Raw genomic sequence first — 14,361 nt, forward strand, 5'->3', positions numbered from 1 at the left:
AGCTGAGTTCGGCATGAGCTTGATCGAAAATCAGATAAATTTTACTCCAAATATCAATTAGATGTTGGGAGTTATTTAGAAGTCCTGACTGGTTTAAAATGAAATCGGCTCTCATGACTCATGTTCATAATTGATTAAACTGAAATAGCTGGGATAACACCACATTTTAGTTCACTATAAATTTTTCCGAGATCCCTTTATGCCTAAGTTATCGATATTTATAGCGACAAGTCTTGATGGTTATATTGCGAGATATGACGGGTCCATTGATTGGCTTATGGAAGCTAACCAATTGGCACGCCCAAGGGAAGACTGCGGTTATAAGGCATTTATATCTACAGTTGATTTGGGAGGCATTGTTCAAATCAAATACCAACTTAATGACTATTCGAATATATGAACAATGTTCCAAATTAAAACATCAAGAATAAATCTAAGGCCTTGGTGACAAAGCGAACTTGACATTATTTTCTAATCAATGGACAGACAACGAAGGCAAAATTCGTCAAGCATTAAGCATTGTTGTCAGTCATATGCAGCTACTCATCTCGCCGAAATCAGCTGATGAATCCAGCAACAAAACCGCAAATCGGCACATAGCTAAAATGCGTGACATGTTGCAACCCAATTTAGAAGAAATTCCGTTTTAATCCTGCTCTAACACAGGAGTAACTTCCGTGTCGGATGAGTTATAACAGAAAAAAACCACATCTTTTAGAGCTGTTGTGTTTCATTAAGCTGGGTATGGACATCTCTCAACAATGGAGAAAAGGATCAATTGCACTGATGTTGGCTGCGGAATATAGACATAGTAACTTTGTGAAACAGTTATTATGTGCAGAAGCTAAGAGTTCAGAATCTAATCATAATGTCTCAAACGCATTAGCTCTTGCTAAAGAATATGAACATTCTGTTGTAGTTAGCTTATTAGAAGTTTCCTAGTTCTAGCTTAACATTGGTTGGTAAATAATAGCCCTGAATACAAGCAAATTTTAATAACAAACAAACTACTTTCATGAATAGGATTCTGCTCTGTAAGGTTTATATTTAGTCTATTTATGTATTACCAAGGAAATGAAAACCTATATAAGGTCCGAATAGTCCATAATTTTCACTACGTGGCCCAGCGATAACTTGGAGTAACAAAGCCTGGATCGCATTGAAATAATTGGTTACCTGGTACCCTCCCTGAACATTCAGTGTGCCATTTGTCATTACATAGGCATAATTAACTCCGAGTTTGGTTTCTAAACTTGGCACAATTAAGCTCTTAGATCCATAAATGGAAAGAGCTACAAAAGGTGCTGCACCCGCAGCTTTGGCTATGTAACCATTGTTGTATTTCGAATGACCTAATAATAGTGATGCCGCAGCATTTGCAGTTACACTCCATGATCTGTTAAGGTCATAGGAATAATCCAATCCCCAAACTGGCCCTACTCCTTTAAACTCGGTATTCACAAATTGGGATCCCGAGACACTAGTTGGTCCCGAGATGACAAAACTATTCAAAAATGAGTTATTATTATTTATTTCTATAGCCGTGTATTGGATACCCCCGTAAAAACGCATTTTCTTCATTAAACCAAAATCTGTATGCTGCCCTAGTACTAAATTGATTTGATTGTAGTTACTACTGTTAATTTGGGTAAAGGGTTGTGGCAAAAAACCTGTAGCTATATAGGCACCTACTAAATCCCCTCGAATAATATAATCATCAAAATGAGTCCAATTAATACTTAGGTCATTCCCTGTATTGAATTGATAAGATCCCTCTAAACGATAACCCCAATCCCATGATTCAGGACTATCATATTTTACGGGAGTTACACCTGAATTTTGTATACTTCTATAGGAGTCACCCACTGTGGTAACACGTTGTAAATATAGTCCTTGAAAACCCAAATCCCATTTTTTTGCCTCACAGGGAATGGTTACGTTTCCTGGAGTACAAATTGGTCCCATGCTTCCTGCAAATCCCATATTACTTACAATTATACCAAGTAATAATATTGAGCTCCTTTTTAACATACTGTCTCCATCAATAAAAAAGCCAAGCAATAATTGATGTGCTTTAATCTGTTTAACTAACTTTCAAATTAAATGTTAGTAACGCAGTTCAAACCGATTTATCGTCCAGATGCTGACCCATTCAATAATGCGCAACGCCCCTCTTATAGAGGCTTATATGAGCCAGAATATCACAAATTAGACTTGTATACTAACGAAGCTGAAGTATTTAAAGGCAATCCAGAAAATGCAGACATTGATGTTTTTTATTGGCACCTTATTAGTCAATTTTTGGTTGTTAAAAGTGGAGCCAATTATTTTAATAAGCCCGATATGACACCCTATTGGCAACCTGGTATCGGAATTGAAGGACTGATCCCTTATTTTATGGTGCGTTTAAATCGATTGAAAAGACATTGGGTGAGCAAACAACAACAAACACAGTGACTTTTGGACTTTCTCTTGTGTTATAAAATTCATAGGAGTGAACGAGCTTAATGCTGTATTATGCCTCGTTAATACGGGAATATCATATCATGCAAGCCCAGGGTAGCCCTTATTAGCAAATCGTAGTGGGGGAGATAGCCCCTCTCAATCAGCGTCTATAGCTTGCAGATTAGTAGTCATTTTAACCCCACAGATAAATACACCCACCATTGTTATAGCCAAAACAATAAAGATGCCGGGCAATAAGAACATTTTCATTGGAAATACGCCAATGCCTAATACAACGAAGGTGGCTAACCCAACATTGATAAAATTCATCACCGCAGAACCATGGGCTTTATCGTTGATTTGACTCATTGCAATGCTTGACGCATTTGCCATAATAAAGCACAACCCAAAATAGATGACGATCATGGGTAAAAACAGTGAAAACAGAATCGAGACAGCCATATGCATCGTTATGAACATGAATAATATGCCTAGACTTGCTATCCATATTCCAGCCAGAATGATTGACTCTAGTGAATATTTTTTCGAAAGAGTTGCCCCAACGATTGAACCAAGGACTAAGCCTGTAGGAGGCAGGATACTTGCCATACCATATTCGGTACTGTTTAAACCACAAACAGTGATGGCAAGAAAAGGGGCGATTGCCGCAAAAACATAGACAAAACAAGTAGATAAGCCCATCAATAATCCACCAGTAACTAATTGCCCATTTTTAAATTGTCTACTATAGCCATGCAGCAGATGTTTCAATTGCAGAGCATCCAAATCTATGGATATTTGCGTTTCAGGTAAACGAGCAACCAAAAACATCAGTCCGAGTCCATAAATAGCACCTGCATAAAAACAACTGGTCCATCCGTAATAGGTGTTTAAAACTCCTCCAATGGCCACCCCTAGACCTGGAGTTATCGCAAAGGCCAACATCAGATAAGCGATTTTTTGACTAGCAATTTTGGGTTCGTAGCATTCATTCACTAAAGTGAAAGTCATCTTTAATCCAACCCCAGAACCCAGCGCTAACATAAAACGTGCTAACACAAGTAGCCAAAATTCATGAATAGTACCCGCAAACACACAGAGTAAACTACTAACAATTTGTAGACCAACACCAACGTAAAGAGCTGGTTTTCTGCCAAATCGATTTGCTAATGGACCATACACAAGCTGTCCTAAGGCATAGCCTATCAAAAACCAAGTGATCGTTTGCTGTGCTGTATCCTCACCTATTGCAAAAAAATGCGCGATGTTGGGTAATGCCGGGGTAAACAAGACTGCATTTACTGAGGCAAATGAAATTAATAGCCATAAAGTCGTAAAAGGAAGTCTTGTTTGTAACTTTGGTTCTGATTTGATCATGATCAAACCTCTTTGAATTGGATGATCTACAGTATAAATATTGACAATTTGTTAAACAATGATTAATTTTATCAACTAATGTTAACCAATACGCAACAATCGAGTAATGGATGAGTAAACTTGAACAAATTAACGCGTTTATTTCAGTTGTAGAGCAAAATGGCTTTGCTGCTGCCGCTAGAAAGGAAGGGGTATCAACTGCTGCAATAAGCAGACAGGTGACTCGACTTGAGTCAGATCTGAAAGTCGAATTGCTCATAAGGACAACTCGACAAGTCTCTCTTACAGAGATAGGCATGCAATACTACCAACAATCCAAAAAAGCATTGGCAGAATTGGCTGAAGCAGAAATGGCCATTTCTGAGAGCCAAGGTGAGCCCACTGGAATTTTAAATGTGATTAGCAGCCGATATTTTGCCGTTAAAAACCTACTTCCAAAGCTACCGGAGTTTATGGCACTTAATCCAAAACTTCGAGTTAACGTTGAGCTGGCGGAGCGCTTTCCTAACTTAGCGGAAGAAAATATTGATTTAATTTTTGGGGTGTCCATGGAAGGTCCATCTACTCTAGTGCGTCGGCGAGTAGCAACAACCCGATATATTCTTTGTGCTTCACCGTTTTATATAGAAAAATACGGAGAACCTCACACTCCAGCCCAGTTAAGTAATCATCAATACATCACTCACAGTATGCGCAAACCAGATAATGTTGTTAAATTCAAAAGCAATAAAGAAATTTATGTGGAGCCCATATTGTGGCTGAACGACAGTCGCGCTATGTGTGAATGCGCTATTCAGGGCATGGGTATTGTATGGTTGCATGATTATATCGTAGCAGATGCTATAGAGGATGGGCGCCTAATTGAAATACTCCCTGAGTTTTGTGAAAACTATCGCCCAGTCTATCTCTATTATCAACAAAGCCGCTATTTGCAGCCTAAAATTAGACGCTTTATTGATTTTTATACTTCTGAAGCTGATAGGAAATAATGGATAAGTCCTAATTTGCCTAATATTGTATTTTATTTTAATAATGACTTTACCAATAAAAGACGATTCGTGTAAATTTCCAATCCTTGGTTCTTTTTTTTCTGCAAACTCAGTTCGCACCTAGGTGATACAATGAGAAAACTAATAGTAGGATTGCTTGTGGGAGGTGTTATTTCCTCTACTTTCGCTAGTCAACAAAAGATTACCTTGATAAGCGACCCTAAGGTATTAATGATACCAATTCATGATACTCACGAAACTTGGGTGGATTTAACCAAACAAAGTAAGCTTGCCTATGGGCCTTCGCCTGAAATTCCCAATAATACGGATTACACCCATTTACGAAAAACGATTTATGACAAACTAATCATTGCTCAAAAGAAACTACCCAAAGGACTGCACTTTTGTTTGTATGAAGGCTACCGAAGTATCTCTTTGCAAAAAATGCTTTTTGAAACACAGCTCGCTAACGTTAAAAAAAGACACCCGGATTGGTCGTCAAAACACATTTTTCGAGAAACAACCAAGCTTGTTTCTCCTGTGATCAATCCGGATAAATCACACAATATCCCCCCTCATTCAACAGGTGCTGCTATTGATATTTATTTGATTGATGATCATGGAAAGGCAGTGGATATGGGCATACATCCTAAAGATTGGATGAGTGATGCGGATGGTAAATTATCCCTGACTTCGTCGAAGCATATTTCTGCTACGGCCAAGAAAAACAGACAAATCATGTCAGAAGCTTTAATCTCTGTAGGGTTCGTGAATTATCCAACAGAATATTGGCACTGGTCTTACGGTGATCGATATTGGGCCTATGTGAAACATCAACCTCAGGCTATTTATGGGACGTCTACTCCATAAAGTGTAGCAACTGTCTTGTAAAAGGTAGTTGCTACACTTCAAAACGACTCTGTGAAGGATTCAAGTCTCAGCTATAAAGTCTTTAGTCCTTCTTCGATGATGGAAAGTCCGATTTCTAAATCCTTCGCATCAGTAGACAGTGGCATGAGGAAACGAATGATATTCCCATAAACACCACAGCTAAGAATTACTAGTCCATGCTCTAAACAGAATCTGATTAATTTGTCTGTCGCAGCCTTATTGGGGACCTTCGTCTTTTTATCTTCCACCAGTTCAATTCCCTGCATAAGACCTAAACCGCGAACATCACCTACTATTGGATAGCGCTCTTTAAACTTAGATAGTTTGGAATAAAGTACGTTTGAAAGATGTGTCACGTTTTTCAAAAGACTCCCTTCTTCAAACAGTTTAAATACTTCTAGAGCAGCTGCACAGCTTAATGGATTACCACCAAAGGTTCCTCCTAAGCCACCCACCATTGCTGCATCCATCATTTCAGCTTTACCGGTTACAGCAGCAATCACCGTTCCACCCCCTAGCCCTTTTGCTGATACGGTAAGATCAGGAGCTATCTTCATTGCCCCCATAGCAAACATCGATCCGCTCCGTCCGAAGCCAGATTGAATTTCATCTGCAATCAAAACAATCTCGTTTGTTGTACAAAATTCACGGAGTTTTTGTAGAAATAGTTCTGGGAATGGTATGTACCCACCTTCACCCAGAACAGGCTCAAAAATCACTGCGGCAGTATTTTCAACACCGACACGTAAATTAACCAGCTCAGAAAAATCATTAAAACACTCTTCCACGCAATTTTTTCCCTCCCAACGATATTCATAAGGAAAAGGAGTGCGATAAATTTCGGAAGGAAAAGGTCCGAAACCATGCTTGTAAGGTTTATTTTTTGCTGTAAGGGTCATCGCCATGTATGTTCGACCATGGTAAGCATGATCAAAACAAATCACGGCTTGCTTTCCAGTATAAACTCGAGCAACTTTAATGGCATTTTCTACTGCTTCAGCTCCTGAATTCAGTAGAATTGATTTTTTTTCAAAATGTCCGGGAGTATGATGATTTAACTGTTCACACACTCTGATGTATCCCTCATAAGGAAGAATATTAAAACTAGTATGAATGAATTTTTCTGCCTGAGCTTTGATTGCATGAACTACAGAATCAGGGCAATGTCCTGCATTCACAACCCCAATTCCTGAGGAAAAATCCAAATAGACATTTCCATCGACATCCTCTACAAACGATCCCTTTGCCCTCTCTACAAAAACCGGGGTAACGTGAAATGGACCACGAGCAACGTGTTTATACCGTTGCTCCATGAGCAGTTTTGATTTTGGACCGGGTATTTGCGTTTTAATATGAATTTGATTCATCAGTACCATCCAATTGGTGTTTCATCCAAATTAATATTGACTTGTTTGATTTCAAGGTAACTTTCAATTCCATACAAACCCAATTCACGACCTGATCCACTTTGTTTGTATCCACCCCAAGGCATTTCATTGTAAGTTGGATGGTAGTGATTGACCCAAAGAATTCCGGCGCGAAGTTGAGATGTCACGCGATGAGCACGAGTCAAATTTTGGGTCCACACTGCAGCCGCTAAACCATATTCAGTGTCGTTTGCAATGTGAATAGCTTCTTCTTCCGTATCAAAAGGGATAACAGAAAGTACCGGGCCAAAAATTTCTTCTCGAGCAATTCGCATGCTTGGTTTTACGTCATCAAATATCGTTGGTTCAAAAAAGTATCCTTTTTCGAAAGCTTCACCTTTTGGACGCTTGCCACCACAGATCAGTTTTGCGCCTTCTTCAATCCCTATCTTGACGTAATGTTCTACCTTTTCACGGTGGGCATTTGAAACCAACGGCCCCATTTTTACACCTTCGTCTAAACCATGACCTAGCTTGATATTTGGAATTTTTTTCAACATTCCATCCACCATTTTTTTGTGTACCGAGCGCTCAACAATCAAACGAGATCCAGCGGAACAAACCTCACCTTGATTAGCAAAAGCACCAAAAAGAGCGCCATCAATGGCCATTTCCAAATCGCAATCAGCAAACACAATATTGGGGTTTTTTCCACCAAGCTCTAAAGTGATTCGCTTTAAATTTCCGGTAGCCGCTTGCATGATTTTTCGGCCTGTTGCTGTTCCACCAGTAAATGCAATTTTATCAACCATTGAATGTGTTGTTAATTCATCACCAACTCCCACACCCGGACCTGTGATGAGATTCACTACACCCTTTGGAAACCCACATTGATCAATCAGTTTGAACAGTTCAAGTGCAGTAATCGGTGTTAGCTCTGAAGGTTTTAAGATGACCGTATTTCCTGCTGCAAGTGCAGGAGCCAGTTTCCATGCTGCCATCAACAGTGGGAAATTCCAAGGAATGATTTGTCCACACACACCTATTGGTTCACGCACAACATAGCTGAACGAATTCGCTGGCACTGACATCGTATCGCCATGAATTTTCGTAGTGAGTCCAGCGTAAAATTCAAAACAATTGGCTGCATCAGCAACATCGTATTGTGATTCTGCTAAAGGTTTGCCGCAATTCCGCGTTTCCAACTCTTCTAATTTTTTAGCATTAGCACGAATCAGATCGGCAAGCTTGAATAGGAGTTTACTTCGATCAAGCGCGGTTGTTTTTTTCCACTCTCCAGAGTCAAAGGCTTTTCGAGCAGCTTTTATCGCCAAAACAACATCTTCTTTGGTTGCTTCAGGAACCTTTGCAATCAATTGACCATTTGCGGGGTCAATAATATCGCGAGTGATCCCGCTTTTGGCTGAAGTGAATTTTCCATCGATGTACATTTCATAAGTTTTCATTGATTGAGTCCCTAATTGATTGAGCACAATAATTTCCTTTGCCACTCGATTCGTTTTTTTTAGTCAGTAAAAATAATCATTGCGTCTAAAATTTACATTCACCAACTCGCGAAATTAATTAAGCATATCAGTTCACTCTCTGACATCAAACAGTACTTATAAAAAACCCCTGTCTCTTCGCTCAAAAATAGTTTTTGCCGCGACCTTGTGGTTTTCTTGAGTCCTGTCTAATCGATTTTGAAGATCAAAAATCCCCCTAGACGCTAGAATTTAAAACCCAGACTCGTTTTGTGAGCTATAATTAAATAAAGTGAGGTAGATACATGTGTAGCAATAATAATTCTGACGTTTAGTAATAATCTTTCAAAATAATTAAAAAATAGAGCCTCTATTTTGAGGGGTAGGTATGAGTAAATTGGCAAATCAAATTGTGTTTAAAAATAAAATACTAATTCTTGGATTCGGCAGTATAGGACAGGCAATATTACCTCTTTTATTTCAATATTTAAAATTAGAACCCTCCCAAATTTATATCCTATCAAAACATACTCAGGGTGCTGATGTTGCTAAAAGTTATGGCGTCTCTTTCACAGAGGTTGCAGTTACAGAAACCAACTATAAAGAATTGTTGTCCTCTATTCTTGAACCAGGTGACTTTTTGTTAAATTTATCGGTAGGCATTTGCTGCATTGATTTAATCAAATACTGTCATGCCAATAAACTGTTGTATTTGGATGCAGCCGCGGAATATTGGAATGATAAGTTCAGTGATAATAGCCAACTACCCTCTAATTATGCATTACGTGATGCAACGTTAAATCTTAGAAGGCATGGCCCTACCTCAGTATTAAGGCATGGAGCTAACCCTGGCTTAGTATCCCACTTTATTAAACAAGCTTTATGGAATTTGGCAAAAGACAATCAATGGAAAGGCAAAAAACCCCAAAGTAGAATGGAGTGGGCTCATTTGGCCCATGATTTAGGTATAAAAACGATACACATATCTGAATACGATACACAAATTTCTTCCCCAAGGAAAAAGTCTGATGAATTTATTAATACCTGGTCAGTCGATGCTTTAATTTCTGAGGCACTTAGACCCGCAGAGTTAGGCTGGGGAAGCCATGAGCGTCATTGGCCGCATGATGCTAAACATCACGACTTTGGTTCCAATTGTGGCATTTACCTTAAAAAACCGGGCGCAGAAACAAAAGTTAGGACCTGGAATCCTAGCTCTGGTCCGATACATGGTTTTCTAATTACTCACGCGGAATCTTTATCCATAGCAGAGTATTTAACCCTACATAAAGACAATAAAGTGCATTACCGACCAACGGTTCATTATGCTTATCATCCATGCCCCGATGCTATTTTATCGTTAAACGAATTAGTGCAAAGAAAGTACAAAACCCAAAAGGACAAACGAATCATTTTAAGAGACATTGTCGATGGAACTGATGCACTAGGTGTTTTATTAATGGGAAATAAAAAAGGTGCTTATTGGTATGGCTCTCAGTTATCGATTCATGAATCCAAACAGTTGGCTAAGCATAACAATGCTACAAGTTTGCAAGTAGCCGCTGGAGTTTTATCGGGTATGATTTGGGCCATTAAAAATCCTGAACGAGGAATTACCGAGCCTGAAGACATGGACCATGAATATGTATTAAGTTTAGCCTTACCTTATCTGGGTAAAGTAAGTGGTTATTATACGGATTGGACTCCTCTATCAGACAAAGACAGCTCCAATAATAAACATGTTGATCACAGTGACCCATGGCAATTTATTAATTTTCGAGTTCATGACATGGAATAAAGTCAACAACCGTCTTAACGAATACATTTAAGACGGTTGGCCACTGGATAATAGGGATTCATAAGTTAGACTGAGCTTTTAGTGCCCTTTCTTTTGAGATCAAAACGATCCGCATTCATAACCTTAACCCAAGCCTTAACGAAATCAGTTACAAACTTCTCTTTGGCATCATCAGTTGCATAAAATTCAGCAACTGCTCTTAACTCTGAATTGGCACCAAAAATGAGATCAACTGAGGTTGCCTTCCACTTCAATTGGCCTGACTTTCTATCATAACCTTCATAGATTCCATCTTCATCTTTGGATTTTCGCCACTCGGTGGACATATCCAATAGATTAATAAAGAAGTCATTACTTAAATGACCGGGTTTATCAGTAAATACGCCATACTGGGTTTGTCCGGTATTGGCATTAAGCACACGCATCCCTCCAACCAATACCGTCATTTCTGGAACACTCAATTTCAAGAAGCTTGCTTTGTCAACCAGCATCTCCGGTGGTGATTTCTGATTGCTTTTATCAAAGTAGTTTCGGAACCCATCTGCCATGGGTTGGAGGACCGCAAACGACTGTACGTCGGTCATCTCTTGTGTAGCATCTGTGCGTCCCGGCATAAAAGGTACTTTAATGGTATAACCTGAATTCTTGGCCGCTTGCTCGATTGCGGAATTGCCTCCAAGAACAATCAAATCGGCAAGAGATATTTTTTTCCCTTGAGTTTGAGATTGATTAAAACTAGTTTGAATGTCTGTGAGTGTTTTTAGCGTTTTTGCTAACTCCTGTGGATTATTGGCAGCCCAATCTTTCTGTGGTGCAAGACGAATTCTTGCTCCATTTGCACCGCCTCTCATGTCAGTACCACGAAACGTAGACGCTGAAGCCCAAGCTGTTCTTATGAGTTCTGCATTAGTTAAACCCGAATTAAGAATTTTGCTCTTAAGTTGGTCAATGTCTTTTTCATCCACTAGCTTGTAATCGACAGAAGGAACAGGATCTTGCCAAATCATCACTTCTTGAGGAACCAAGGGACCCAGGTAGCGTGAACGCGGCCCCATGTCACGGTGAATCAATTTAAACCATGCTTTAGCGAAAGCCTCATCAAGTTCTTTGGGATTATCCAGAAAACGTTTAGCGATTTTACTGTAAACAGGATCAAATCTAAGCGCTAGATCGGTAGTTAGCATCATTGGCGCGTGTCTTTTGCTATTGTCGAAAGCATCAGGCACCATTGATGAAGCGCCTTTATCGTCAGGAATCCATTGTATAGCTCCACCGGGACTTTTGGTTTGAACCCAATTGAACTTGAACAAATTCATCAAATAAAAATGACTCCATCTTGTAGGTGTCGATGTCCATGATCCCTCCAAACCACTGGTTATGGTATCCTTACCCTTGCCTGTACCGTATTTGTTTTTCCAACCGAAATCCTGCTGCTCAATGTCGGCACCTGCTGGGGCAGGACCCAAGTTTTCAGACGAGGCAGCACCATGTACTTTACCAAAAGCATGTCCCCCAGCAATCAAGGCAACTGTTTCTTCATCATTCATCGCCATACGACCAAAAGTTTCACGAATGTCTTTCGCAGCTGCAAGTGGATCTGGTACTCCGTTTGGCCCCTCTGGATTTACGTATATCAATCCCATCACTGTAGCAGCAAGGGGTTTTTTAAGTGTGCCATTTGAAGCATGGCGATTACTCTCTAGCCATTTTCCCTCGGATCCCCAGTTAATATTGACTGCTTCCCAGGCATCTTCACGGCCACCTGCAAATCCCATGGTTTTAAATCCCATGTTGTCCATAGCAACATTTCCAGCCAAAACAAGCAAATCGGCCCAAGAAATCTTATTTCCATATTTTTGTTTGATTGGCCATAGCAATCGTCGAGCCTTATCTAAATTCGCATTATCTGGCCAACTGTTTTGAGGAACTAAACGTTGAAAACCGCCATTGGCTCCGCCTCGACCATCATAGATTCGATAGGTTCCCGCAGCATGCCATGACATGCGAATAAATAGAGGACCGTAATTACCAAAGTCAGCAGGCCACCAGTCCTGAGAGCTAGTCATCAATTTCTTAAGATCTTCGATAACGGCATTTAGGTCGAGCGTATTAAACGCCTCAATATAGTCAAACTGCTCACCCATTGGATTTGATGTGACATTGGGCTGCCGAAGAGGGCTAAGATCCAACATTTTTGGCCACCAATACTGATTGGTTTTAGGTGCGCCGTCTGCATGTACGGAGGCAGTAAAGCTAATCGGTGACACGGCTACAGTAATGGTAGCAAGACAAAGTATTATTTTTTTTAACATGAGAACTATCCCTTTCTAGAAGATAGAACACTATATATCAAGAACAACAAAGATTAAATCATTCAAATAATCTTAATTTCAATTAGATAGAGGAAGTATGTATTAATAAACCCTGAATTAGGGCTAGTATTTGGTTTGAGTGCGTATCGTAGACCTTGATGTTAAATCTTGCTCTTGAGTGGCTGTACCCCGAGATCCGGATGGATTGGGTTTAGGACATGCCAAGTTAGGTTTTGCAAGCAGCTCTCGATTAATTCTCGCGAATCCATCCATTAGCTTTGCATTCTCAGTATCTTCGTTGAGGTCAGCTTGTACCTGATCATGAATTGCGACCAAGGTACCTTTATAAAAATGCCCGTCTCCACAGGATAAACGCCATTCATCAGAAGAGGTCGGGGGAATAAAAAATTTTTCGCCATTGTTGGCTAACTCTTTTAATTCATCGTCACTGATAAATGGATTAACTCCCCTGTTTACAAGGTGGCTGAGTCTTTGCCGTTCTTGCTCGTCCTCTTCTTCTGTGCTTGGTTTTTTTGAATATCTATTCAATAAATGAAGTTTTTTGAATTTGTCATCTGTGGGCGGTTCTATTTTAGGCTTAATTTGCGCCGCATTTAAAGTAGGCGCATCGCTTACAGGATTATGACTTTGGGCATAAGTTTTCGTGGAGGATTGAATGAAATGTTGAATCGGTTGGCCATGCAGGTGGTTCTTAACAATGCGCCCCAATACTCCGTTTGATAGGGGACCTTGATGTGGTGTAAGTGAATCCAGAGGCTTATTACCCAATAAAACATGCATTAATGCGTCGGCCGCATCAACTTTCTCGTTCATTGAATATCCAAAATTGATTGAAGTCCCTAACAGATTTAATCGTCTTGTATATTTTTCTCCTAACATTCGTGCCGATACATATTTATCCAAGGCAACAATGAGCGCTTTATTTCGATCAGATTCCTGATAATTGAATTGACAAAATTCAGTGGGCCTTAAAGGACGGTCTCTTGTTCTTGCTTTTTCTATGGACGCCTTAAGAGGCCCGGGTAAATCATCGACTTGTTTCTGAACTTCATCAACACTTAAAGTCTGATTATTAGGAACTAGTAATACAGAACCGCCTTCATCGTTTTCTGCGATTTCCAGGTATTTTAAACTCGCCAAGGAACGTCTAAACCTATAATTACTGCTACTACCAACAATCATTATCAAACCATTTTCATCGGTCATTTTTCTGATATTGTCTAGCCCCCTTTGACCACTGAATCCCGTTAATTGCGCGTACAATTCATCGTGATTGTAAGCATGATAGGGCAGACACTCAAGAATCGTTAACTTAAACCGATTATTTAGTGACTCTGGAATTTCATCTTGTATTATATCTAGTCTTAAATCGGGATTTAAATCACCATTGATGTCAATTGTAAAAAAGTCATCTCTGGAAGAATGAATTTCATGGTTGCAATCTGGATTGTTGTGAGAGCAACCAATAACTACTGCTGGAGTCGTAAGCTCCTTTGAGTTGCTAGAAGTCCCAACTCCTCTCTTAGAGTTCATCGCATTTGTTTTACCAGTGGCCTATAAAATAACTATAGTACATTGACTCTGAATGGATCAGGACTTCTAAATAACTCCCAACATCTAATTGATATTTGGAGTAAAATTTATCTGATTTTCGATCAAGCTCATGCCGAACTCAGC

General features: G+C 39.7%; 11 protein-coding genes and 2 pseudogenes. 7 read left to right on the plus strand and 6 right to left on the minus strand.

All coding sequences use genetic code 11. The features are described 5' to 3' along the window. Window positions 1–199: 199 nt before the first annotated feature. From Lwal_RS00410 to Lwal_RS00420, 3 genes and pseudogenes are all read left to right on the plus strand, one after another. Window positions 200–346 (plus strand): annotated as a pseudogene (locus Lwal_RS00410) (dihydrofolate reductase family protein); the annotation flags it as partial. A 112-nt stretch (window positions 347–458) separates the two neighbouring features. Continuing rightward, a complete protein-coding gene (locus Lwal_RS00415) occupies window positions 459–650 on the plus strand; it encodes a single stranded DNA-binding domain-containing protein (protein ID WP_231951008.1) in 192 nt (63 codons plus the stop codon). A 34-nt stretch (window positions 651–684) separates the two neighbouring features. Beyond that, window positions 685–942 carry an ankyrin repeat domain-containing protein gene (locus tag Lwal_RS00420; RefSeq protein ID WP_058478959.1) on the plus strand — a complete coding sequence of 86 codons (258 nt, stop codon included), beginning with the start codon at window positions 685–687 and terminating at the stop codon, window positions 940–942. 114 nt (window positions 943–1,056) lie between these two features. Here the strand turns inward: Lwal_RS00420 and Lwal_RS00425 are convergent, their stop codons facing one another. Further along, a complete protein-coding gene (locus Lwal_RS00425) occupies window positions 1,057–2,031 on the minus strand; it encodes an Lpg1974 family pore-forming outer membrane protein (protein ID WP_058478960.1) in 975 nt (324 codons plus the stop codon). A gap of 114 nt (window positions 2,032–2,145) precedes the next feature. Between Lwal_RS00425 and Lwal_RS00430 the strand changes: the two are divergent. Further along, window positions 2,146–2,400 (plus strand): annotated as a pseudogene (locus tag Lwal_RS00430) (multicopper oxidase domain-containing protein); the annotation flags it as partial. A 201-nt stretch (window positions 2,401–2,601) separates the two neighbouring features. Here Lwal_RS00430 and Lwal_RS00435 read toward each other — a convergent pair. Next, entirely contained in the window at window positions 2,602–3,822 is a 1,221-nt protein-coding gene (locus Lwal_RS00435) for an MFS transporter (RefSeq protein ID WP_058478962.1), read from the minus strand. A gap of 110 nt (window positions 3,823–3,932) precedes the next feature. Between Lwal_RS00435 and Lwal_RS00440 the strand changes: the two genes are divergently transcribed. Together Lwal_RS00440 and Lwal_RS00445 are read left to right on the plus strand one after the other, a co-directional pair. Continuing rightward, window positions 3,933–4,811 carry a LysR family transcriptional regulator gene (locus tag Lwal_RS00440; RefSeq protein WP_058478963.1) on the plus strand — a complete coding sequence of 293 codons (879 nt, stop codon included), beginning with the start codon at window positions 3,933–3,935 and terminating at the stop codon, window positions 4,809–4,811. 132 nt (window positions 4,812–4,943) lie between these two features. Next, a complete protein-coding gene (locus tag Lwal_RS00445; RefSeq protein ID WP_083499998.1) occupies window positions 4,944–5,681 on the plus strand; it encodes a M15 family metallopeptidase in 738 nt (245 codons plus the stop codon). A 71-nt stretch (window positions 5,682–5,752) separates the two neighbouring features. Here the strand turns inward: Lwal_RS00445 and Lwal_RS00450 are convergent, their stop codons facing one another. Together Lwal_RS00450 and Lwal_RS00455 are read right to left on the minus strand one after the other, a co-directional pair. After that, on the minus strand, window positions 5,753–7,069 hold the full coding sequence (locus Lwal_RS00450) for an aspartate aminotransferase family protein (protein WP_058478964.1): 1,317 nt from the start codon (window positions 7,067–7,069) through the stop codon (window positions 5,753–5,755). Further along, a complete protein-coding gene (locus Lwal_RS00455; RefSeq protein ID WP_058478969.1) occupies window positions 7,069–8,535 on the minus strand; it encodes an aldehyde dehydrogenase family protein in 1,467 nt (488 codons plus the stop codon). The genes Lwal_RS00450 and Lwal_RS00455 overlap by 1 nt, the downstream gene beginning before the upstream one ends. A 406-nt stretch (window positions 8,536–8,941) precedes the next feature. On the opposite strand from Lwal_RS00455, the gene Lwal_RS00460 reads away from it, so the two are divergent. Next, entirely contained in the window at window positions 8,942–10,351 is a 1,410-nt protein-coding gene (locus tag Lwal_RS00460) for a saccharopine dehydrogenase C-terminal domain-containing protein (RefSeq protein ID WP_058478965.1), read from the plus strand. 65 nt (window positions 10,352–10,416) lie between these two features. Here the strand turns inward: Lwal_RS00460 and katG are convergent, their stop codons facing one another. Then, on the minus strand, window positions 10,417–12,663 hold the full coding sequence (katG, locus tag Lwal_RS00465) for a catalase/peroxidase HPI (RefSeq protein WP_058478966.1): 2,247 nt from the start codon (window positions 12,661–12,663) through the stop codon (window positions 10,417–10,419). Window positions 12,664–12,786: 123 nt separating this feature from the next. After that, window positions 12,787–14,217, minus strand: coding sequence for a hypothetical protein (locus tag Lwal_RS00470; RefSeq protein WP_058478967.1), 1,431 nt, complete (start codon window positions 14,215–14,217; stop codon window positions 12,787–12,789). Between the last annotated feature and the right edge of the window lie 144 nt (window positions 14,218–14,361).

The organism is Legionella waltersii (genome assembly GCF_001468085.1).
In the GTDB taxonomy this organism is placed as follows: Bacteria; Pseudomonadota; Gammaproteobacteria; order Legionellales; family Legionellaceae; genus Legionella; species Legionella waltersii.

Excerpts from the sequence above, each read along its gene's own strand:
- Lwal_RS00420 (WP_058478959.1), top strand. The coding sequence starts at position 685 with ATGAGTTATAACAGAAAAAAACCACATCTTTTAGAGCTGTTGTGTTTC.
- Lwal_RS00425 (WP_058478960.1), bottom strand. The coding sequence starts at position 2,031 with ATGTTAAAAAGGAGCTCAATATTATTACTTGGTATAATTGTAAGTAAT.
- Lwal_RS00435 (WP_058478962.1), bottom strand. The coding sequence starts at position 3,822 with ATGATCAAATCAGAACCAAAGTTACAAACAAGACTTCCTTTTACGACT.
- Lwal_RS00440 (WP_058478963.1), top strand. The coding sequence starts at position 3,933 with ATGAGTAAACTTGAACAAATTAACGCGTTTATTTCAGTTGTAGAGCAA.
- Lwal_RS00445 (WP_083499998.1), top strand. The coding sequence starts at position 4,944 with ATGAGAAAACTAATAGTAGGATTGCTTGTGGGAGGTGTTATTTCCTCT.
- Lwal_RS00450 (WP_058478964.1), bottom strand. The coding sequence starts at position 7,069 with ATGAATCAAATTCATATTAAAACGCAAATACCCGGTCCAAAATCAAAA.
- Lwal_RS00455 (WP_058478969.1), bottom strand. The coding sequence starts at position 8,535 with ATGAAAACTTATGAAATGTACATCGATGGAAAATTCACTTCAGCCAAA.
- Lwal_RS00460 (WP_058478965.1), top strand. The coding sequence starts at position 8,942 with ATGAGTAAATTGGCAAATCAAATTGTGTTTAAAAATAAAATACTAATT.
- katG (WP_058478966.1), bottom strand. The coding sequence starts at position 12,663 with ATGTTAAAAAAAATAATACTTTGTCTTGCTACCATTACTGTAGCCGTG.
- Lwal_RS00470 (WP_058478967.1), bottom strand. The coding sequence starts at position 14,217 with ATGAACTCTAAGAGAGGAGTTGGGACTTCTAGCAACTCAAAGGAGCTT.